Genomic DNA, 20,427 nt, shown 5'->3' with positions numbered 1-20,427 from the left:
GCCGTGGCAGCCGCCCGGAGGAGCACATGGCAGAGAACCGTCGGCCCACGATCAAAACCGTCGCCGCCCGCGCTGGGGTGGGGCGGACCACTGTGTCCCGTGTGGTCAACGGCTCGGACCTCGTCAGCGCGGAAGCCCGTGAGCGGGTCCTTGCGGCGATCAAGGAATTGAACTACGTTCCCAACTCCGTGGCCCGGGGCCTGGTGACCAGCCGCACGGACGCGGTGGCCCTGGTGATCCCGGAGTCCGAGAGCCGGCTCGGCTCGGAGCCGTTCTTCGCCGCCCTGATCCGCGGGGTGAGCGCGGCGCTCGCCGACACCCGGACGCAGTTGCAACTGACCCTCGTCCGTGACCAGTCCGAACGGGACCAGATGATCGCTTCGGTGGCCACCCGCCGGGTCGACGGCGTCCTGCTGGTCTCGGTTCACGCGGACGACCCGCTGCCCGGCATGCTGGAGGAGATGGGACTGCCGACCGTGCTGGCCGGCCGCCGGGGCGAGGGGGAGGAGTTGAGTTACGTCGACTCCGACAACGCGGGAGGCGCCGCCGAGGCGGTCCGGCATCTGCTCGACACGGGTCGGCGCCGCATCGCCACGATCACCGGTCCGCTCGACATGGACGTCGGCCGGAGGAGACTGGCCGGCTGGCGCGACGCACACCGCACGGCAGGCGTGCGAGCCGACGAGAGCCTCGTGGAAGGCGGCGACTTCTCCGAGGAAGGGGGGCGTCGCGCGATGCGTTCGCTTCTTGAACGTGCACCGGACCTGGACGCCGTCTTCGCCGCATCGGACCTCATGGCCGTCGGCGCTCTGGCCGAACTCCGCAGTCTGGGTCGGCAGGTGCCGGGTGACATCGCCCTTGTCGGATTCGAGGACTCCGTCCTCGCCCGCCACACCTCCCCACCTCTTACCACGGTGCGTCAGCCGGTCGAGGAACTGGGCCGGACGATGGCCCGGATCCTGACCGACATCACCCGTCACGGCGCGGAACGACAGCAGGTGACGCTGCCGACCGAACTGGTGGTGCGCGAGTCGTCGTGACGCCTGCTTCGCTGGAACGAGGTACTCGGCGATGTCGCCGAGTACCTGATCCGGCAAGCCGACATGACGGAAGCGGTAGTCGGCGGGATGGTTCCGGAGAAGAGAGAGTGGGTTCTCGCCCAACTCCTGGGGCGTGCCTGCTGCCTCCCCCGCGAGATCGTCTGGAAACTGCCGGAGCCGGGGGTGGAAGCGGCCTGGTACTCGTGGCCATGGCCACGAGTACCAGTGTGGCGGAAGCGAGTGCGGTGGTGCGTACGGTCGGGGGCCGGACCGTGCCGGCTCCCGGCCCGTGTTGCCCTCGTCCAGACGGTAGATTCCGGGCAGGGTGCCCCGCAGGACCGAGGTGACCTCTATCCGGTAGACGTCCCGGGTCCACCCCGCGATGCCGTTGCTCCTCGAACGCCACGGCGCGCCCGGTGAACACGTTCTCGCTGTGTGGCGTGGTGCTCGCCGGGCTGGTGGCGTCGTCGCATCCGCACAGCACGTGCCCCTCGAGCGGTTCCGTCCAGTGCCGATAACCGAACCAGCCGCCCAGCACCAAAGGTGCCACCGCGCCCATCACCAGGGCGGAGCCCCGTGCGAACCGGGTGCCGCGGCGGGCGGCTCGTAGAGGTCACTTGTCGGCCGTGGCCAGGAACTGGGTGGCGGCGAGCTCGGCGTACAGCGGGTCGGCGGCGATGAGTTCGCGGTGCGTGCCCACGGCCCGGACACGGCCTGCGTCCATGACGACGATACGGTCCGCCATGGTGACCGTGGACAGCCGGTGGGCGACCACCATCACGGTCGTGGTGCGGGCCACATCGGCCACGGTGTCGCGCAGCGCGGCCTCGTTGACGGCGTCGAGCTGGCTTGTGGCCTCGTCGAGCAGGAGCAGCCGGGGGCGCCGCAGCAGCGCGCGGGCGATGGCGACGCGCTGACGCTCGCCGCCGGACAACCTCGTCCCGCGATGGCCCACGAGTGTGTCCAGGCCCTTGGGGAGCCGCTCGACGAGACCGTCGAGCCGAGTGGTCCCCAGCACCCTCAGTACGTCGTCCTCGCCGGCGCCGGGGTTGCCGAGCAGCAGGTTGTCGCGCAGGGTGCCGGAGAGGACGGGCGCGTCCTGTTCGACGTACCCGATCGCGGAACGGAGCTGCGGTATCTCCCAGGCGTTCAGGTCGCGGCCGTCGAGGGTGATCCGTCCGGCCTCCGGGTCGTAGAACCGCTCGATGAGCGAGAAGACGGTTGTCTTGCCCGCGCCGGACGGACCGACGAAGGCCGTCATGCCTCGCTGCGGTACGGAGAAGGTCACGCCGTGGTGGACATGCGGCAGATCGTCCGAGTACCGGAACCTGACGTCCTCGAAGGCCAGCGCGGCGGGTTCGGCACCGGGTGCGGGCAGCGGCGCGGGCGCGGCGGGCGGCTCGGCCGGCAACTGCAGAGCCTCGCGGATACGGGCCAGGGCGCCGGCTCCGGCCTGGTACTGGGTGACGGCGCCGACGACCTGCTGGATCGGCGACATCAGGTAGAAGACGTACAGCAGGAAGGCGACCAGCGTTCCCACATCGATCGCGCCGGTGGCGACCCGGGCACCGCCGACCGCGAGCACGGTGATGAACGCGATCTGCAGGGAAAGGCCGGCCGTGTTGCCGGCCAGCGCGGACCACTTGGCGGCTCGAAGGCTCTGCCGCCAGGACTCCTCGGCCGCCGCGTGCACGGCCTGCTCCTCACGGTGCTCGGCGCCGGATGCCTTGACCGTGCGCAGTGCGCCGAGGACGCGTTCCAGTGATGCCCCCATCGCCCCGACGGCGTCCTGTGCCTGCCTGCTGGCCTTGTTGATACGGGGCACGAAGACACCGATCACCGTTCCCGCGACCACCACGACGCCGAGCGTGACCGCCAACAGGACCGGGTCGACCACGCCCATCATCACCAGAGTCGCGACGAGTGTCAGCCCCCCGGTGCCGAGACCCACCAGGGAATCGGTGGTGACCTCGCGCAGCAGGGTCGTGTCCGAGGTGACCCGGGCCATCAGATCGCCGGGTTCACTGCGGTCCACGGCCGCGATGCGAAGTCGCAGCAGATACGACGACAGGGCGCGCCGCGCGCCGAGGACGACCGACTCCGCGGTGCGCTGCAGGACGTACCCGCCGAGCGCGCCGATCCCCGCGTTGGCGACGACCAGAGCCGACATCAGCAACAGGGCCCCGGCGATCGGACGGTCGTCGGAGAGCGCGTCGATGAGGAACTTGGCCACCAGCGGCAGCGCGAGCCCGGTGGCTCCGGTGACCAGCGACAGCACCGCCCCGAGGAGCAGCGTCCAACGGTGCGGACGTACGTAGCCCAGGAGCATGCGCCAGGCGGGCGTGGCGGTTTCGGTCGGCTCATCGTTCGCGGACCGGTCCAGCGGTGCGGCCTCGGAAGGTGGGGCGGACTCTGTGGTGGTGGCCACGCGTGCTCCTCGTTGTCGTGCTGTGCCGGGGGTCCGCCCGGGCGGGAGGAGACATCAATGTACGTCCGCGCCGGGAGGGTACGGGCCGTGGTGTGAACCTCCAGGAAGCCAGACGCGGTGAGTGGGGCCCTGCGGTTGAGGAGGGGGCAACCGTGTCAACTCTCCGCGTGCCGCCCGCCCCGGCGCCATCTCCTACGTCAGCCGACAGGCCCAGGTGCGTCGTGGCCCGGACGGACCACCTCCTCCGAGGACTGGACCCGGCGGACTGCGACGACCTCGGTCGCCACGGACACGTAGAGGTCTCGGAGTCGGCCCGCGAGCGGCTGGGCGGGCTCATCTACGGGATGGCGGAGAGCACCATGCACAGCCGCAGCGGCTGACACCAACTCCTGCCTTGTTCGCAGGGTTGTCCCGCGCGCGGGCTCGGCAACCGACTGATCCCCGCCATGCGGACCCGGACCCTGGCGGCCAGGTGCCCGGCGACAAGGAAAACAACACGGAACCCGGGACGTCTCTCGCCCGGGCGTGCGCGTCCGGCCACCCGCAGACGGCTGACATCACGCCCACGGCACGGCCTCACGCACGTGCGGCTGAGGTACTGACGAACTCGGTCCGGGCCGCTCTCGGCACGCGCCCGGCGACCGCCGAGGCCTGAAACACACCGCCAGCGCAACACGCCACGCACGAACAAGAGGGACGCCGGCTGTCACACGCCGCTCCCTGCCCGCCCGGCGGCTCTCGCGGGACGCGCCCGAGGCACGGCCCGACCGGCACCTGACCCCGACGCCACCCATCCATGTGTTCAGCAGGCCTCCGCGGCCGTGCGGGAAACCGGCTTGGCTTGCACCACCCGAGCCCGGTGCGCCAGGCGGCGGGCGGCGTGCACACTGCGACGCGCCAGGCAGAGCTCGCCCGCAGCGACGTGGCAGGTCGGGCAGGGCTCGGCGAAAGCGCCGTGGCAGAAGCGGCGGTGCGTTTCGTAGGCGGCGTCCAGCATCGCGTCGAGCGCCGAAGGCGGGACGGCGACAGACGCATCGGCGGCGGCGCGCACCGCCCGGCGGGGGAGGGGCGGGACCGGGGCGGGGCTCATGGCGGGCATCTCCTCGTGCGGCGGGCGTGCGGGGCCGTAGCTCCCCTCGCACTCCATACGTCGAAAGGGCGGCAGTTCTCCCCGCCTACCCGCGTTGCCGCAGCTCAGACGCGACGTGTTCATGTGCCGTGGCCGCGGTCAGCACCACCATCCTGGAAAAGGCTCAGGGTCCACCACACGATGAGCGGCATCGCTCGTCTGCACAGCCTCACCCTCAGGGGTTGGACAGGAGGAATGTGTCTTTGCGCTGTCGCTCGTGCATTCCAGGAAGGTCACGCCGCCCCAATCCGCGACGACATCTGGTGGCACTGCCCCATCCCGGGGCAGTGGGGCGTCGCGTAGGAGGTTCCTCGCGGTGTGGTCGATCTCGCCTCGCAGGAGGGCACGGACGCCGTCGACCGTACGGTGCGCGACGGACAGCCGGTCGCGGTGAACACCTTCTTCTCGACGCCGTTGAGCCTGATGCCTATGGGCCGGCCGCGGCGCTGGATGCCTGGTATCGCTGCGGCCACCGCCGGCCCGCAACGCGTTCTTTGCGTACGTCGTGGCCGTGTTCCTTCTCGCGCCCAGCGTCTCGCTCACACGGGATCACCGAGCACGCCCGAGCCCCTTCTCGGTGCGACGCTCGGGTGCTGACTCCTGCTCCGGTTTCGTGTCAGCCCGCCCCGAGGTATCGGGGCGGGAATCCCTCCTTCGTGATGATCGCCCCTGTGTCATCTCGGCGAACCACCACGTACCCGCCACCACACACCCCAGCAGCAGTCCGTTCACCATGGCCGTCGGCCAAGTGGCGTGCTCCGCCCAGCGTCCCATGGCGGTCAGCGCCCCCCAGCTGACCAGCAGAACGCACGTAACCCTTACACGTCGGTGTCTGAACATGACGGCCCGGCTACCCGAGTCAGCAGCGCTCACACCGCTCCCGAGCCCCCGCGTCGCAGGAGACCGGTCGCCCAGTCTGCGCTGTCGGCCTTACGCCCGGGGGGTAGCTTGCGTGCGGCACGTAGGAACTGGACGCAAAGCCTGCCCGGAGAGACCGTGCGCGGGATGTAGGCGAGCGCATGACGCCTCGGCACTCTCAGGCCGTTAACGGCGTACCAGTCGGGCTTGTGGGGGTCAGGCCAAGGCATCGACGCATTTCTGGATGAAAGTGCGGTGCGCGGCCGGGATGGGGGTACGCGACGGAAGCCGGACAACCGATCGCTTCAATGGACCAGGAGGCGCCGTGGACAACCTCGTGGTCGGTCTCGGGCGGGGCAAGCTCGGCGGGGGAGCGGATCTCGTCTGCCCAGTGCGGCGCGCTTTTCTCCGGGGTGACGTTCACGTAGCTCCTCAAGGCGGCGCGCAGGAAAGCGCCCGCAGCACAGATCTGGTGCCGGAACTGCAGCCTTCTCCTGTTGCAGGCGCACCTGACTTTCAGCCCGAGTCTGCCCGGCGGCACCCGCTGTCGTGAGCCGTGAGCGTCCCTCTCTTCGTCATCCCGGCCTGGGAGTTGCTTGGCACAGTGGCTTCATGTGCGGCCGCTACGCCTCGACCCGTGGTCCCGAGGACCTGAGCCGGCTCGTCCAGGCCACCGACTGGACCCCTGCCAAGACGCCGGCGCCGAGCTGGAACGTCGCGCCGACCGACGAGGTCTACGCGGTCCTGGAACGCACCGCTCGGGACGACGGCGACGAGGTACCACGGCAGGGCCTCCGCTCGAACGAGTGACGCTGCGGCAGGCCAGCTTCAGCGCGTTGTAGACGACGCCGGGGCCGAACGGATCGGCTCAGTACCGGCCTCGCGTCCCGGTGTTCGGTCGGGCTGATGCCGCGGACCCTCTCGCGCCTGGTGTTCAGGGCGAAGGCGCTGAGGAAGCCTGCGCGTCGCCTCCGTGCCGACGCTGCCCGGGCCCCGCCATCGCTCAGCCCGTGTGACCTTCGGTAGTGATCGTCGTTGCTGAGATCATGACGAAGCGAAACCTCATGACCACTGCCGTACTTGCTGTCGGCATGGCCCTCACGGCCGCCGTACCGGCGCACGCCGGAATCGTGGACGGCACCCTCAACAACGCCGACGTCCTGGACAACATCGCACTGTTGAACACCGCCGCTATCAGCGACTCTCAGAAGACCGAGAACAACAACGCCAATACCCGTGCCGACGGCAAGGAGAACAACTCCACAGGGCAGCACACGTAGGCCTCCTGATCGACACCGCTCGCCATCCGGTCTCTCACCAGCGCCACAACGGCAAGCTGAAATACCAACGGTGCCGTGAAACGGCAGCAGCAGATCGTGTCCGATGGGCAGGTCACCGGTTGATCTCCGTGTGGAGACTGCTGAGCCGGGGACCGGTGACTACCGGACCGACCCCCGCCTGCCGCCGATCACTGCGGCCGGAGCACGGGACGCGGTGGGCTACCTGAGCTTGCTGGAGGTGCTCGACCTCACCCCGCGGGGGCAGGCCGCCGGGCAACTCGCCGCGGATCTTGCCCGCCGGACCCCCGCCGAGTAGCCGACCGGGGCCCGCGCAGTGTCGGTCAGTCGGCCATGCCGACGGTCGGAGCCGGGTGGGCATGTCTCGCACGCCCGCATCCCGCCCGCGGCGATCACCTGGTGGGCCCAGGACGTGTTCGCACATCCACTGCTGCACGCTCGTCAGCTTGTCGAAGCTGAGGCGTTGTGCCCGCACTCACCGTCCGAGGTCTTCGCCCCGGCGTACGACCTCACCGGCCGCGACCGGCAGCGTCCCGCCGTCGCCCAGGTGCTGACGGACGAGGTGGAGGGCCATTTCCAAGGAGTAGCCAGGTAGGCCCCGTCTCCTACGCCGAGGGCGGGTCCTTCGGTGACGGCGTTGCCTGACGCTTCGGGGCGTGGGTGTGCCTCGTACGATGGTGCTGGTGTCCTGCACCTCGCACCCCTGGGACACGTCGGTGACGGTCAGCTGCGGGGCGATCTTGCTGGTGAGCACCACGTTCGAGACGGGGTGGTCGGTCTTGTCGGCGAGGGTCCAGTGCCAGATGACGTGGCCGTCTTCGTCGTTGATCTCGGGGGCTTCGTAGGCGAATTCGACGGCGCCGTCGGAACGTGATGCGGCGTGCGTGGTGGTTCCAAGGACGGCGGAGGCACCAACGGCGACCAGGCCGGGAACGGCAGGCGCGGGAAGACCACGTTGGACATGCCCTGGCCGACGACCCGGTGCCGTCATGGGAAACCGGCCATCCGGGGGAGGGGACGGCTCACGCGCTCGCGTCGTCGGCGGTCGGCCAGCCGAGTGACGCCATGGGCCGCGCGCCACAGCTCAGCCATGTCCGCGCAATAGGCGTCGGATCAGGCACCGGGTGGCTGCCCGGTGCCGGGTGCCGGATGGCAGCTTGATCAGAAGATTGAGAGGCCGGTGAGCGTGGTGAAGCGGTCGAGGGCCGCTACGCCTGCCACCGAGTTGCCGCGCTGGTCCAATCCGGGACTCCACACGCACAGGGTGCACACGCCGGGTACGACCGCGATGATCCCGCCGCCCACGCCGCTTTTGCCCGGCAGGCCCACCCGGTAGGCGAATTCCCCTGCCGCGTCGTACGTGCCGCAGGTGAGCATGACCGCGTTGATCTGCTTGGCCTGGCTCCGCGTCAGCAGTGCCGAGCCATCGGCCCGGACACCCTGCCGTGCAAGGAAACCTGCGGCGAGTGCCAGGTCCGCGCAGGAGGCCGTGATCGAGCACTGCTGAAAGTAAGCGGCCAGCAGATCGGGGACGGGATTGGCGATGTTGCCGTAGGAGGCCATGAAATGGGCGAGGGCAGCGTTGCGGTCGCCGCGGGCAGCTTCCGAGGCGGCGATCGCCGGTTCGAAGTCGATGGCCGGGTTGCCGCTTTCGGTACGCAGCAGCTCTCTTATGAGGCCGGCCGCGTCCCCGGTCAGTGTCTGCAGCCGATCGGTCACCACCAGGGCGCCGGCGTTGATGAAGGGGTTTCGAGGGATGCCATTCTCGTACTCCAGCTGCACCAGTGAGTTGAAGGGGTTGCCAGAGGGCTCGCGGCCCACACCGTGCCAGATCCGTTCACCGTCCAGGGAGAGCGCCAGGGTCAGGGCGAAGACCTTGGTGATGGACTGCGTCGAGAAGGGCTGCCGCCAGTCGCCGACGCCGTAGACCGTTCCGTCCGGTTCGGCGACGGCCATGCCGAAGCGCCGGGGGTCGGCACCGGCGAGCAGGGGGATGTAGTCGGCGGGACGGCCGCGTTCGTCGAGCGCCGCGGTCTCCTTCTCGATGCGGTCCAGTATGGCGCCGAAGCGTCCGGTTCCGGCTGTGGTCATGGTGTCCGTCCGAACGCAGTGGGGTGGTCAGGCATGGGGTATTCCTCAAGAACGAGTATGAGTAGAGCGGAGGGGGAAGCGGTCACCGGGCGGTTGCCTATGTGGCCACGGAGGCACTGGGCGCCTGCCCGTGGGCATCTCGTGCACTGTCGCCTTGTCGTTCGTCGTGTCGTGGGGCTCGGAGGCGGACTGCCCCGGCGCCACCGACGGACCAACCCCGCTCAGGGCCGGCCTGCCCGCCCTCGCCGCCCGCGCGCGACCTTGTCGACGGCGCCGACCCCGGCCCCCTCCCCGCAGACACCAACGGCACCGTGCGCGCCGCCCAGCTCTATTCGCCGGCGCTCACCGCCCTCCTCACAAGCTCCGCTGACCCCTCGACGTCGACACCGTCGGCCCCTCACCTACGACGACGCGCCCTTCCCCAAGCCCCGAGCCCAGCAGGTGAGCTCGTTCGTCTCCCCACCGACATCCAGCTGGGCCCGGACCAGGCCGGTGGCATGCTCCAGTGCGGCAAGCCGGTGGATCTTGCGGCCGTTTGCTTTGGCCGCGCCGCGCAGGCTTTTGCCGTCCACCGCGAGGCCGCGCAGCCCGGTCACCTTCGGGCGGCGGTCGGCGAGCCAGCGTCGGACCGCCTGGTCCAGCGTGTCGCCGTCGAAGCGGGCCAGTAGCCGCCGGACCGTCGTTTCCGCAGGCAGGAGCCGCTGCCGGACCAGCTCGTGGAGATTGGCGCGCTTGTGCGTCTCGACAGCCAGATCGGAAATGCCCATGACTGTGCGGGTGGGGCGGTGTTCTCCGAAGTACTCGGCGTGCAGGCGTGTGGTCGTATCGAAGTTCTCCCGCAAATTACTCACCAGCACCGTGGTCTCCACCATCTGGTGACGCGCGGCTCCGAACTGCATCAGCACCCGGTCGGGAGGATCTGTTACATCGGCGTTGCTTGGACCAGGTCGGCCAGCAGTGCTGCGAAGAGGTGTGGGCGGCTGAAGTATCCGACGTGTGACGTGGCCAGCGTACGGACGTCGAACGGGTTCTCCGGGGTCAGTTCGTCGGCCTTGCGGACCATGTAGTCCTGGACGGCCGGGGGGATGCTCAGGTCTTCGGTGAGGCGTACGAAGGTGTGCGGGACCTTGCCCCATTGCGCGGCCCGGGCCACCGCGCCTTCCTCCAGTACCGCGTAGTTCTCGTCCGGGTCCATAGAGTCGAGCAGCATCCGAAACTGGTGGTCGGTGGAATCGGCCATGATGGCGGTCTTGAGCTGCGCGAACAGTACGGAGTCGGTGTGCGCGGCACCCCAGTTGAGCCGTACCACTCCCTGATTCCCTGGGTGCGGCACGGTGATGTGTGCTGCTGCGGCGTCCAGCAAGTTGTTGTCGAGGACGTCCCACTTCTCGGTGACCATTGCCGAGTCGCTGAGGCAGACCGCGGAGAGATAGACGACACGGTCGAGGAGTTCGGGCACGGCGTTCGCGACGGCGGTGACGGTCAGGCCGCCGAAGCTGTTGGCCGCCAGGACCAGGGGCCCGGACGGGGCAAGCCGGTGCAGGACGTCCACCACGTGACGCACGTTGTCCCGCAACGTGATGCCGCGCATCGGGGAGGGCGCGGTGGCCAGTGCTGCAAGGTCCTGCGGCTGGCGGTAGTAGACGGCCGGGTGGTCGGCGTGGTCGCCGTGACCGGGCAGGTCGACGGCGTACGAACGGTGACCGAGCAGGGCCAGCTCGTTCTGCAACGGCCCCCAGGCGCGGGCATTGCTGGACCCGCCGGGAACAAATACGAAGGTGGGGTGTGCGGTGATACGCATGAAGGAATCCTCGTCATCCTGAGGCGAACGGTGTACGTGCACGGATGACCAGGTGCCGACGGAACGCTCGGGTCAGCACCGAGTCCGAGACACCGAACGGATGCGCAGAGACTGCCAGTTGTGCAGGAGCGAGTACATGATCGAGACCATAGGTCCCGCCCGGTACGCCCGCCATCGAATTACCGACCGCCCGTGAGGAGTCGTGTTCTGGCGATCTTTGAACGTCGGGCTGCTGACGGGGGAGAACTCTTCCCTTCCGGCTGATCACGATGCGGTGACGACGGAGAGGTTCTTCAAGACCGGCGTCACGCGAGAGCCGAAGACCGCACCTGCACGAAGTGAATGGCGGGATGGACCCGCCCCACCTTTCAGGAGCGCCCTGCGGCGAGCACCGCAGACGAGCCCGAGCAGACCCTAGACCGGGACGAGCAGTCCCCTCCGTGGACTTCTCCATCACCCCCTCCCCGCCCCGTCACAGGGGCCGGGCGTTGCCGCAGGTCAGGCCTGGTGGGCTGACGAGCCGGCTGATCGTGTCCCACAGTGTCTGATGTCTGTGGTCAGTCACTGAAGCGTTGGTCGAAACCGCGGAGCACGGGGCCAAGCTCGGCCGCAGCAGCGCAGAGGGAGCAGAGCCGGACGCCCGGCTGCTCGGCGACCTCCCGGGCGCGCTCCAGCCGAGTCGGGGCGCATCGTTCGGGGCCTCGGCGCAGTCGACAGCGCGGACGATGCCCTGGGCGAGGCCACGGCCAGGACCAGCCTTCCGCAGGACCCAGCCGGACAGGCGGCGCAGGCCGAGCGCCTCAGCGATCGCTGAGGGCGGCGGGAGCGGGACCGTCGGGACCGAGCTGTAGTCGAGGTCGTTGACGGGCCGAACCATCGTTGGCGTCTCCGCCCAGACCCGGTACTCTGCCGCCTCGACGCCGCTGTTCCACTGGTGAAGAGGTGGTATGTCGGCCGTGCGCCATTCGGTCACCCCAGACTCGCGCCCTTGGCGATGAGCCCACTGCCGGGCAGAGGCTGGGACGGCCCGACACGACTACCGTCGCTCGGGCCTCGCCCAGCTTGGCGAGGCCCGAGTCAGCAGGCTGATGCCGATGGCCAAGTCGAGACACAACAAGGCCGGAGCCGGATAACGTCCGCCGTCACTTCAAGCCCTCGTCCGACGCCCTCGCAAAAATCACTAGTCTCCTCGCGCCGGGCGGCAACAGGAGCTGATCGCGACGCCTGTTACGAGGCGGCGTCCGCCCACAGGTCGGTGCTGTGGGCCCCGATGAGAGCACTGATATGGGTGAGTACGTCGCTGACCGGCTGTGGGTCGAGTCGGCGTCCGTCACGCAAGCGCAGTGCGACGTGATCGTCAGCGGTCTCCTTGGCGCCGATGACGGCTTGGTAGGGAACCAGGCGGGCCTCTCGGATACGGGCGCCCAGGCTGCCGCGTTCCGGTCCCGCGACCTGGGCACGCAGCCCGAGATGGGTGCATCGCTCGGCGAGTGCTACGGCGTTCGGCAATTCGGTGTCGGAGATCGGGAGAATCACCAGCTGAGTAGGGGCGAGCCAGGCGGGGAAGGCACCGCCGTGCTGTTCGATGAGATGGGCGACGGCACGTTCCACACTGCCGATGATGCTGCGGTGGACCATGACCGGGCGGTGTTTGGCGCCGTCCGCGCCGATATAGTGCAGGTCGAATTGCTCGGGCTGGTGGAAGTCGACCTGGACGGTGGACAGGGTGGACTCCCGGCCGGCGCCGTCGGTGACCTGGACGTCGATCTTGGGACCGTAGAAGGCGGCTTCTCCCTCGGCTGCCTCGTAGGGCAGGCCGGAGCGGTCGAGGACGTCGGTCAGCAGGGCGATGGACCGCTGCCACTTCTCGGGTGCGGCCACGTACTTGCCGCCCGGGCCCGGGAGGGAGAGCCGGTACCGGGTCGGGGTGATGCCGAGTGCCTTGTACGCCCGGCGGATCATCTCCAGCGCCGCCTGTGCCTCCCCGGCGACCTGGTCCAGGGTGCAGAAGATGTGCGCGTCGTTGAGCTGGATCGCCCGCACCCGGGTCAGCCCGCCGAGCACGCCGGAGAGTTCGGAGCGGTACATGCCTCCCAGTTCGGCCACGCGCAGAGGCAGTTCGCGGTAGCTGTGGGAGCGGGAACGGTAGATCACCGCGTGATGAGGGCACAGGCTCGGCCGCAGGACGACCTGCTCACCGCCGAGGTCCATCGGAGGGAACATGTCGTCGCTGTAGTGCGCCCAGTGCCCCGAGATTTCGTACAGTTCCCGCTTGCCGAGGACCGGCGAGTACACGTGCTGGTAGCCCGCCCGCCGCTCGGCGGTACGGATGTACTCCTCCAGGGTGTGCCTCACGGCCGCGCCGTCGGGCAGCCAGAACGGCAGGCCGGCGCCGATCAGCGGGTCGGTGTCGAACAGGCTCAGTTCCCGGCCGAGCTTGCGGTGGTCGTGCACGGTGGTCATCGCGGTCTCCCTTGCTGGTTGCGGAGCAAGTGACCGGGCCTACGACGGAGCCCCGGGGCACTTGCCCCGGGGCTTCGGATCAGATCATCTGTCAGCGCGCCGGGACACTCTCCGGCGTCGTCGTCATAGCAGCGCGCTTCATGCCGCAGACGTTAGCAGGACGTAGCGATGTCCACACGGTCATTCCTCATCATGGCCGGGCTGCGAGGTAGTGGGTCCAGCTGTCGTTGGCGTACCCGGCCCATGTCTCCGCTGGGGCGGGGCTGAGGCCGCCACATCAAGAAGAAGCTCGCCCTGGAGAACGTCTCCTTCACCTGGCGCCGGGCGGGCAAGGACACCCACGTCGTCGTCGAAAAGCGCCAGACCCCGCCCAAGATGCTGCGCCTGTCCGACCCGGGCGTGCGCGAGATCCTGGCGAAGATGCCCGATTCGGCGCCGCTGATCGGTTTCGGCGCGGGCAAGAAGAAGGTCTCCGTCGACCTGGACGCCGACTCCCCGCACCTCCTGATCTCCGCAGCCACCGGCGGTGGCAAGTCGACCATCCTGCGCTGCATCACCTGCCAGTTCATCCACAACGGCGCGCACGCGTTCGTCCTGGACTTCAAACGGATCTCCCACACCTGGGCCCGCGGCGTGCCCGGCGTCACCTACTGCCGGGACATCGGCGAGATCCACGACGCGCTGATCTGGCTCGCGCAGGAAGGCGTCGCGGTCAGCACCGGCACATCAAGGGCCTCGGCCTGGCGGGCCATGGCGGCCACCTGTTAGCTGCCGAGTGAATCGACCCCGTCGCACAGCCGCGCTCGCCGAGGCGTGGGGAGGTGAGGGATGCGCGGCGGCTGTGATTCCTGGGGGTGGGCGGGGGAAGGAAGTCTGTGACCGAGGGAGGCTGTGGTGGGGCGTGATCGGATCGGGTTGGCGAGGGTGCTGGCGGAGGCGGAGGTTGCAGCGCCGGTGCGTTCCCTGGATGTCGTGACGCACTATCTGCGCGAGCGGTTCGGTGCGCGTTCTGTGTCGTTCCTGTTCGTCGATGTCGTCGGCCGACGACTCTTGCCCGTCTACGAGGAGAAAGCGCCGCGCCGGGGGCATGACGCCGGTCAGGTCCCCTTGCTCGGCAGTGTCTACGACGAGGTGCTGCGCGGCCAGAAACTGGTGCGGGTGTCGGAGGGTGCGCGCGGGCAGCGGGTGCTCGCCCCGGTCACCAACCGCGGTGACGCCATCGGGATCCTGGAGCTCTACCTCACCCACGTCACCCAGGACGTGCTGGAGCAGGTCGAAGAGGCTGCGCACGCGCTGGCGTACATCATCGTCACCGACCCCCGCTTCACCGCCTGCCGTTCTGGCGGGGCGTCATCCGTGCCCGTCCGTGCGGCGAGTTCTTGAAGATCAAGCTCTCCTGGGCTCTGTCCTCAATTGGGCGTGGAAGAAGTTCACCGCTTCGGAAGCCACTTGACGGCGTGTGCTCTCGCCGACCGGGTTGTCGCTGAGGAAGTGGTAGTGCTCCACGTCCGCGCCGGCCGAACGGCCATCAGCGGTGGGGATGGCGTTCAGGTACCGCAGCGCGTTCGCCTCCGGCGGCGTGATCGTGTCGGCGTCGCCCCATCGGATCTCCACCGGCCGGTCGACCGCTGTCAGGCTCTCCAGGGCGAGCAGTTCGCCGATCGCGGGGCACACGAGGAACGCCGCTCGCACTCGGGTATCCGCATGGTCTCCGTCTGCTTCCGCCATGGCCTGCACCAGCTGTTCGTCCGGAACGGACGCGCGGAGGGCATCCAGCAGACCCGGAAACTCCGGCAGGTCAGGAATCGGCACTCGACCGCCCAGTACGGCTAGCAACAGCGCCCGGTCGAGCCGGGCGCCGACCAGGGCCGCGCTCGTGTACCCGCCGGAGGAGAAGCCGGCCGCCCCCACGGGGCCCAACGGCCGCTCTGCCGCCAGCACGCTCAAGGCGAACGACAAGTCCCGGGGCCGCTCCCATTCGAAGGCGAAGCCCTGTGGAAGGTAGCCGTCCACGAGGTTGTTGGCGTGGTGGTCCACCGAGACCGCCAGAAAGCCAGCCGCCGCGAGCGGCTCCGCCAACCACGCCATCTGCTGAGCCGCCCCGCCGGTGCCGTGCGAGACCAGCACCACCGGCGGCGCGTCGCCATACGGTACTGGCGGGTGCCACAGGTATGTCCGGACCGGGCGCGGGCGCCCGTCGTCCCGATAGTCGCGGCGACTCTCGTCGAGTAGATCCCGTATCTGCGGTTGCGTCACAGCCGCCCATCGTAGTGATTCTGCACCCACCGCTTCGGTGGGGGCGGAGCATAGCGGGCACACCGGATGAAGCACCAACGGGCACATGAGTCTGCGCCCTATCTGCGCGAGTTCTTAGCTTGTCGTGCAACCTTCGGCCTCGACCAGGCCGTGTGGTTGGGCGCCTGGGCAGAGGTAGAAGAGTTCGGGATCGCCTTCGTCCAGGCCGTGGAGCAGGCCAACCGGTTTCCAGCCGACGCGCTGCAGTAGCAGTTGCATGGGGTGGTTGGAGACGGTGGTCGAGGTGAACAGCTTCGGGCTGGTGCACGCGGCCTCGGAGGCCTTGAGGAGTCGTGCGCCCACCCTTTGTCGGGGGGCGGTGGGCGCGACGTCACCATGGTGATGAAGCCCTGCTCGAAGAAGGTGTGTTCCAGCACGCTGCAGCCCGAGGGGCCGGATGCGTCCTCGGCCAGGAGGACCGAGCCTTGCTCGCACCAGCGTCGGATACTCGCGCGCCGCGCCTCGTCGCCCGATGCCGCGATGGAGCCGATGCGGGCCAGTACGGACCAGTCCGAGGCATACGCGTGGCGTATCACCAGTCCGCTGGGGTTCTCAAGATCCATGGAGCGCATCGCGGCAGCACGAGGGGCTCGGCTGCTCGTCTATTGCGTTCGGCGGGGCTCGGTGCCCTTCCTGTGGGGGGCGGGGCGAGTGTAGGCCTCCGCCCGTGACCAGGACCCGCCCCACGTCGTGGCGTGGCGCCCCCCGGCGGTTCTTGGAGTCGGGCGGGCGGCCGGGGGGCGCGGCGGGTTTCGGTGGACGCGCTGGGGAGGGCGTCTTCGCGTGGAGGTTCCGGAACCCCCGGCGGACCCGGGCGGGGGTGAGCCTGTTCGGCTCGGCCTTCTTCTCCCACGGCCGCCGCAGGTCGACGGGGAGCGGACGGGCGAGCCGGAGCTGGGTGTGAGCGGCGATCACCAGCCACGCCCAGCGGTCGGCGGCCTCGGGGCTGCGGAGCCTCGGCTTCGTCTATCCCAGGGTCTGCTTGAACAGGCAGAATGTGTGCTCGACGTCGAATCTGCGCAGGAAGGACCGCCAGCAGCGGTCGAGGTCCGCCGCGGTGGCGCCGGTGCCCGACCACCACAGCCAGACCGGCTTGTTGACCCCGCCGGAGGGAACCACGAGCCCGGGTTCGGCGATGTGCTGTTCATCGATATGCAGGCCCTCACCGACGGATCCGCCGGTTCTACCGATTCGCCGACGGGTGGAGAAGCATCCGTACGAGGGAGCCTGGTCACCGACTTGCGGGGCGCCGGTCGCGCGGAGGCGGTCCGGGCCGTAGACAGGGAGGAGCAGCTGCGTCCGCTGACAGGACCGGGCCGGTTGCGACCCCACAGTCGGGGAGCCGTGCCCGCCCCCGAGCGGCGCGGCTCCCTGTCGGGAACGAGGACCTGGTGCTACGTCCCCCGGTGGAGCCGATGCTCGCCCAGGCCAGGGAGCCCTCCCCGGCCCCGGCGTCCTGCCCGGCGGGCTCGCGTTCGACCAAGTTCGACGGCTACAGGTGACTGCTGTTCACCCCGGCCCGGGGCGAGCCGGTGCTCCTGCAGTCCCGACGCGGCAGCTTGATCGAGCGCCACTTGCCCGCCCTCGTCAGTGCGGCGGCGCAGCTTCCGTACGGCCTGGTCCTCGACGATGAAGTCGTCGTCTGGTCGGAGGGCTGTGATCAGGTGTGGCGGGAAGGCGGTCCCGCCGCAACCGCGAGAGGATGGACGCATGGTGCTCGCGCTGCTCGCTGTGCTGGGTGTCGACTTGATCCTGGTCGTCGTTCTGTTGCTCGTTGTGCTGACGCGCCGGCGTTGGATCAGCCGTCAGCCGGGCGTTTTCAAGGGAGCGATCAGGGTCGTCGACGGCCAGGTACGAGGGCTGTCCGCGAAATGGCGGCGAGGCTATGGCTACTGGGTCCGTGACGTTCTTGTCTGGAGGAAGGCGCCCTTCCTGTACCGGGGTGACTTTGTTCCTGCAGATGCCCTGACAGGCGCGGATCGTGCGGCCGAGCCGGGCGAGGTGAGACGTCTCGGGAAGCGCGTGGTCGTCACTTCCGTGGAGGTCGAAGGCGGTGCACGTATCGAGGTTGCTACTTCGGCGGACAAGCGTGAACGGGTGCATGGGCCGTTCGTCGTTCCTGGGCGGTGAGCGGGCGACCGCTGAGAGGGCCAGAGCGAAGGTTTGTTCGCACTGAGAGACGTTGCACGGGGTGACGTTGCGCCGACGGTGTCGTGCCATGCGGGCAAGATGCGGTCGGTTCCCTGTGTCATGAGCAGGCGGGCCCGGCCCGGCTTCTACGGTTACGAGGTGGGTGAGCCGGCGAGGCGCGTGTGCGGGCCCCTGTGCCTGAGTCCCGTCAAGGGCACGGCCGGGTCCCCAGCAGGGGACGACGCGACACTCGGGGGGCCGCGGCGGTCGCACTGGGTGTGCGGTGCTGGGTCTGGGATGCCGCACTGGGCACAGGTCATTCCTCCGGCGGCCTGGACTAGGAGGCAGCGGCGGCACAGGCAACTCTCGACCTTCGCGAGGCCACACCTGTACCCAAGACTGTCGTGCGCCGCATGCTCGGCCCGCGCGCAGAGCCACGACGACGACCGGGGTGTCGAACTCCTCGGGAGTAAGTTCGTACTCACCGGATTGGGGATACGGCGCTGGGTGCGTGACGTGGACTGCCTTCAGGACGTGCTCGGCGCGCCGGGGCCGGAACGGGAGACCGCGGGTTGAATGCGGATCACCGATCCCGAGGGGGTGGCGCGGGTGCTGATGCGGCTCCCCGACGGGGAGGCATTCCTGCGCGGCAGTCTCGACGACATCATCGCCGCGGCCAATTCACCGGCTGTATTCCTCCGCCTGCGAGGTCTGCTCCAGCACTTGTGCGCCAGCCACACGTTTCGCGACGAGGCCCTGACCCGCCGCCTGGCTTGGGTCGAAAGCGAGCTCGCCGAACGCTTCCCTGCGGTGTGGACCGAAATCGTGACCGACCCTGGGCGGGAAGCGAGCTGAGACCACCCACGGTGAACCCGGCATCCCCGCGGGGCGCATCGGGCTGGAGCAGCGGCGCGGGAAGCCGAAGGCCGTCAGCCGACCGTACGACAGGCGGAGTATGCAGGCCGGCACCGGCCCGCAACGTCATGAACCTGCGTCGATGGTGGGGAAGGTCCAGGAGCCGTCGAGAATCTCCTGGCGGGGGCGGTAGAGCCGGACCAGGTAGTTCCAGCCCTCCATGATGGGCAGGCAGTTGGCCCGGCCGTCCGCGCAGCCTCCGAAACGGACGGTGATCGAACCGTCGTCATCGGGCACTCCGGTGACACTGTTGACGCTGTAGGCATCCCGGTCGTTGGCCTGGAAGAATCCGTCCGCGTTGTACAGCGAGATCGACCAGAAGGCATCGACGGGAACGTCGCGGACCGTTAGTTCGTACTCACCGGCGGGCAAACCGGGGTTGACGGTGATGTAGGACGCCTCCGCTTCAGGCAGGCCGCCCCACCCGGCGGCGGTTCCGACGAGATGGCGTACCGGGTCCACGGCGTCGCGCGTACCGAAGGCGCGTTCCACTCCGCTGAGGCCCTTGGCGAGTTCGAGCAGGGCCTGGCGGGTGGCGGTGAGGCTCTCCTCGTCGTAGCCGGCCGGTTCGAACGGGTGGTCCGACACGGCCGTGAGCTCGAACCTGTCCTGCAGCTCGCCGACGGCGGCCAAGTCGTCGGAACTGGAGGGGTCGACGAGCACGCGCAGGGCGACGACCACGAAGGGAGTGTCGAACTCCTCCACGGTCAGCTCGTACTCACCGGGCTCGCGGAAGATGCGGTTGATGTAGTGATCCTGGTTGACCACCATCACCGAGATGTAGCGATCACCGGGGTCCGGGATGTTCAGCGTCGCGCCGCGGCTGATGTCGACGACCGCGAAACTGTAGAGCGTGTCCCGGTTCATCCGGATGACGGGCTGCTGGTCGATGGGGGTGGGGGTGCGGTTGTGGGACCAGCGGTTCACGCCGCCAGCTGCCCGCTGGAGGTCGTTGAACATTCTGTCGGTCTCGGCGCGTACGAAGTTGTCGACGTTCACTCGGAGAGATTTCGACATCATATGCTCCTAAAAGCCTCTATTGTCGGAATCCTGGCATGAGGGCACGGCTACGGCAACACAGGGTGATCACTCGACACGCGATGGCTCGGGGGCTGCAGCGGGCGCTGCGGAGGATTCGCCAGGACTTCAGTCACGCGATGCTTCGTTCGACCGGTGCTCGCGCTGCGGACAGGGCTCGGTTGATCGTTCGCCGGGTTGTGGTGAGGTCTCGGTTCGGGAGCCGTCTGATCGGTGTGGTCACCCAGGGGCCGGCTCCGATGTAGGCGTGGTCGGCGAGGACGGGAACGCCCTGGCCGTTCGCAGATTCGGATGATGCGGTGGGTGCGGGCGGCGGTCAGGTCGTGGGTGCGGCCGGGCAGCGCGGGCGCTTTTACGAAGGTCAGAGGCCGTAGCGGAAGCATCCGATACGGCCTTTAGATCGTTTTTGGGGACAAGTTGGGGACCAGGAAGGGGTGTAGGTAGCGCTGGGTGGTGGTTGGCGAGCCGTGCCCGGCGATCTTGTGCAGGACGTGCAGGGGGACTCCGGCGTCTGCGAACCACGTCGATCCGGTGTGCTGCAGGTCGTGTCGTCGCAGGTGTTCGAAGCCGAGCTCGGTGACGACGTCGTCCCAGTGGGTTGTGTCGCGCAGGCGGCGGTGGAGATCCGTCCGCCACCATGGCCGAAGAAGAGTCGGGCGTCTGGGCTGTCACCGGCCGCGAGCAGGCGCTGGGCGACCACCGGTCGTACTCCTTCGATGAGGGGCACCTTGGGCGCGCTTGCCCCTTCGTGGCCTTGTCGACGAGCCCGCCGCGGGCCGGGGTGGTCTGCCTGCGGACGGTCCAGCTCCCGTATCAGGGTCGTCGACGGCCAGGGGCCCGGGCTGTCCTCGAAGTGGCGACAGGTTATGGCTACTGGGGTCCGCGACATTCTTGTGTGGAGGGAGGCGCCCTTCCTGTTCAGGGGCTACTTCCTTCTGGCA

16 protein-coding genes and 4 pseudogenes are annotated in these 20,427 nt (G+C 69.0%); 9 read left to right on the top strand and 11 right to left on the bottom strand.

The features are described from left to right. The first annotated feature begins 26 nt into the window (after positions 1-26). A complete protein-coding gene (locus tag ABZ567_RS20745) occupies positions 27-1,040 on the top strand; it encodes a LacI family DNA-binding transcriptional regulator (protein ID WP_360791976.1) in 1,014 nt (337 codons plus the stop codon). Positions 1,041-1,653: 613 nt separating this feature from the next. Here ABZ567_RS20745 and ABZ567_RS20740 read toward each other — a convergent pair. Further along, positions 1,654-3,369, bottom strand: a complete 1,716-nt coding sequence (locus tag ABZ567_RS20740; protein WP_360792326.1) for an ABC transporter ATP-binding protein — start codon at positions 3,367-3,369, stop codon at positions 1,654-1,656. A gap of 320 nt (positions 3,370-3,689) precedes the next feature. Here ABZ567_RS20740 and ABZ567_RS20735 point away from each other — a divergent pair, with 320 nt between their 5' ends. Beyond that, the gene (locus ABZ567_RS20735) at positions 3,690-3,848 is read left to right on the top strand and encodes a hypothetical protein (RefSeq protein WP_360791973.1); all 159 of its coding nucleotides are present in this window, start codon (positions 3,690-3,692) and stop codon (positions 3,846-3,848) included. Positions 3,849-4,270: 422 nt separating this feature from the next. Here ABZ567_RS20735 and ABZ567_RS20730 read toward each other — a convergent pair whose 3' ends face one another. Next, positions 4,271-4,558, bottom strand: coding sequence for a hypothetical protein (locus ABZ567_RS20730; RefSeq protein WP_360791970.1), 288 nt, complete (start codon positions 4,556-4,558; stop codon positions 4,271-4,273). Between the two features lie 1,509 nt (positions 4,559-6,067). Between ABZ567_RS20730 and ABZ567_RS20725 the strand changes: the two genes are divergently transcribed. The 3 genes from ABZ567_RS20725 to ABZ567_RS20715 all read left to right on the top strand — a co-directional run bounded on the left by ABZ567_RS20725 (position 6,068) and on the right by ABZ567_RS20715 (position 7,051). Continuing rightward, positions 6,068-6,265, top strand: a complete 198-nt coding sequence (locus tag ABZ567_RS20725; protein ID WP_360791968.1) for an SOS response-associated peptidase family protein — start codon at positions 6,068-6,070, stop codon at positions 6,263-6,265. A 236-nt stretch (positions 6,266-6,501) separates the two neighbouring features. Continuing rightward, positions 6,502-6,735, top strand: a complete 234-nt coding sequence (locus ABZ567_RS20720) for a hypothetical protein (protein WP_360791965.1) — start codon at positions 6,502-6,504, stop codon at positions 6,733-6,735. A 130-nt stretch (positions 6,736-6,865) separates the two neighbouring features. Continuing rightward, positions 6,866-7,051 carry a hypothetical protein gene (locus tag ABZ567_RS20715; RefSeq protein WP_360791962.1) on the top strand — a complete coding sequence of 62 codons (186 nt, stop codon included), beginning with the start codon at positions 6,866-6,868 and terminating at the stop codon, positions 7,049-7,051. Between the two features lie 863 nt (positions 7,052-7,914). On the opposite strand, the gene ABZ567_RS20710 is transcribed toward ABZ567_RS20715, so the two are convergent. The 4 genes from ABZ567_RS20710 to thrS all read right to left on the bottom strand — a co-directional run bounded on the left by ABZ567_RS20710 (position 7,915) and on the right by thrS (position 13,099). After that, entirely contained in the window at positions 7,915-8,844 is a 930-nt protein-coding gene (locus tag ABZ567_RS20710) for a glutaminase (protein WP_360791959.1), read from the bottom strand. A 401-nt stretch (positions 8,845-9,245) separates the two neighbouring features. Then, positions 9,246-9,749, bottom strand: a complete 504-nt coding sequence (locus tag ABZ567_RS20705) for a hypothetical protein (RefSeq protein ID WP_360791956.1) — start codon at positions 9,747-9,749, stop codon at positions 9,246-9,248. Positions 9,750-9,766: 17 nt separating this feature from the next. After that, on the bottom strand, positions 9,767-10,645 hold the full coding sequence (locus ABZ567_RS20700) for an alpha/beta hydrolase (protein WP_360791953.1): 879 nt from the start codon (positions 10,643-10,645) through the stop codon (positions 9,767-9,769). A 1,227-nt stretch (positions 10,646-11,872) separates the two neighbouring features. Continuing rightward, on the bottom strand, positions 11,873-13,099 hold the full coding sequence (gene thrS / locus ABZ567_RS20695) for a threonine--tRNA ligase (protein ID WP_360792324.1): 1,227 nt from the start codon (positions 13,097-13,099) through the stop codon (positions 11,873-11,875). A 384-nt stretch (positions 13,100-13,483) separates the two neighbouring features. Here thrS and ABZ567_RS20690 point away from each other — a divergent pair, with 384 nt between their 5' ends. Beyond that, positions 13,484-13,876, top strand: a complete 393-nt coding sequence (locus ABZ567_RS20690) for a DUF87 domain-containing protein (RefSeq protein ID WP_360791951.1) — start codon at positions 13,484-13,486, stop codon at positions 13,874-13,876. 126 nt (positions 13,877-14,002) lie between these two features. Then, a pseudogene (locus tag ABZ567_RS20685) lies at positions 14,003-14,437 on the top strand (serine/threonine-protein phosphatase); the annotation flags it as partial. Between the two features lie 57 nt (positions 14,438-14,494). Here ABZ567_RS20685 and ABZ567_RS20680 read toward each other — a convergent pair. Both ABZ567_RS20680 and ABZ567_RS20675 read right to left on the bottom strand, forming a co-directional pair. Further along, positions 14,495-15,364, bottom strand: a complete 870-nt coding sequence (locus tag ABZ567_RS20680; protein WP_360791948.1) for a hypothetical protein — start codon at positions 15,362-15,364, stop codon at positions 14,495-14,497. 641 nt (positions 15,365-16,005) lie between these two features. Next, positions 16,006-16,516, bottom strand: a pseudogene (locus ABZ567_RS20675) (transposase); the annotation flags it as partial. A 597-nt stretch (positions 16,517-17,113) separates the two neighbouring features. On the opposite strand from ABZ567_RS20675, the gene ABZ567_RS20670 reads away from it, so the two are divergent. Both ABZ567_RS20670 and ABZ567_RS20665 read left to right on the top strand, forming a co-directional pair. Then, positions 17,114-17,533, top strand: coding sequence for a hypothetical protein (locus tag ABZ567_RS20670; protein ID WP_360791946.1), 420 nt, complete (start codon positions 17,114-17,116; stop codon positions 17,531-17,533). A 576-nt stretch (positions 17,534-18,109) separates the two neighbouring features. Next, on the top strand, positions 18,110-18,388 hold the full coding sequence (locus ABZ567_RS20665; protein WP_360791943.1) for a hypothetical protein: 279 nt from the start codon (positions 18,110-18,112) through the stop codon (positions 18,386-18,388). A gap of 126 nt (positions 18,389-18,514) precedes the next feature. Here ABZ567_RS20665 and ABZ567_RS20660 read toward each other — a convergent pair whose 3' ends face one another. The 3 genes and pseudogenes from ABZ567_RS20660 to ABZ567_RS20650 all read right to left on the bottom strand — a co-directional run. Next, complete coding sequence (locus tag ABZ567_RS20660) at positions 18,515-19,465, bottom strand: DUF1214 domain-containing protein (RefSeq protein ID WP_360791940.1); 951 nt, start codon at positions 19,463-19,465, stop codon at positions 18,515-18,517. A gap of 19 nt (positions 19,466-19,484) precedes the next feature. Further along, a pseudogene (locus tag ABZ567_RS20655) lies at positions 19,485-19,851 on the bottom strand (transposase family protein); the annotation flags it as partial. Between the two features lie 66 nt (positions 19,852-19,917). Continuing rightward, positions 19,918-20,290, bottom strand: a pseudogene (locus ABZ567_RS20650) (tyrosine-type recombinase/integrase); the annotation flags it as partial. Between the last annotated feature and the right edge of the window lie 137 nt (positions 20,291-20,427).

The organism is Streptomyces sp. NPDC016459 (assembly GCF_040632845.1).
Lineage (GTDB): Bacteria > Actinomycetota > Actinomycetes > Streptomycetales > Streptomycetaceae > Streptomyces.
The sequence above is the reverse complement of the archived record's forward strand: the minus strand, read 5'-3'. Positions and strand labels throughout refer to the sequence as shown.

Coding starts and splice junctions, on each gene's coding strand:
- ABZ567_RS20660 (WP_360791940.1), bottom strand. CDS start 19,465: ATGTCGAAATCTCTCCGAGTGAACGTCGACAACTTCGTACGCGCCGAG.
- ABZ567_RS20730 (WP_360791970.1), bottom strand. CDS start 4,558: ATGAGCCCCGCCCCGGTCCCGCCCCTCCCCCGCCGGGCGGTGCGCGCC.
- ABZ567_RS20665 (WP_360791943.1), top strand. CDS start 18,110: ATGCGGATCACCGATCCCGAGGGGGTGGCGCGGGTGCTGATGCGGCTC.
- ABZ567_RS20745 (WP_360791976.1), top strand. CDS start 27: ATGGCAGAGAACCGTCGGCCCACGATCAAAACCGTCGCCGCCCGCGCT.
- ABZ567_RS20670 (WP_360791946.1), top strand. CDS start 17,114: ATGGTGCTCGCGCTGCTCGCTGTGCTGGGTGTCGACTTGATCCTGGTC.
- ABZ567_RS20690 (WP_360791951.1), top strand. CDS start 13,484: ATGCTGCGCCTGTCCGACCCGGGCGTGCGCGAGATCCTGGCGAAGATG.
- ABZ567_RS20700 (WP_360791953.1), bottom strand. CDS start 10,645: ATGCGTATCACCGCACACCCCACCTTCGTATTTGTTCCCGGCGGGTCC.
- ABZ567_RS20710 (WP_360791959.1), bottom strand. CDS start 8,844: ATGACCACAGCCGGAACCGGACGCTTCGGCGCCATACTGGACCGCATC.
- ABZ567_RS20740 (WP_360792326.1), bottom strand. CDS start 3,369: ATGCTCCTGGGCTACGTACGTCCGCACCGTTGGACGCTGCTCCTCGGG.
- ABZ567_RS20725 (WP_360791968.1), top strand. CDS start 6,068: ATGTGCGGCCGCTACGCCTCGACCCGTGGTCCCGAGGACCTGAGCCGG.
- ABZ567_RS20720 (WP_360791965.1), top strand. CDS start 6,502: ATGACGAAGCGAAACCTCATGACCACTGCCGTACTTGCTGTCGGCATG.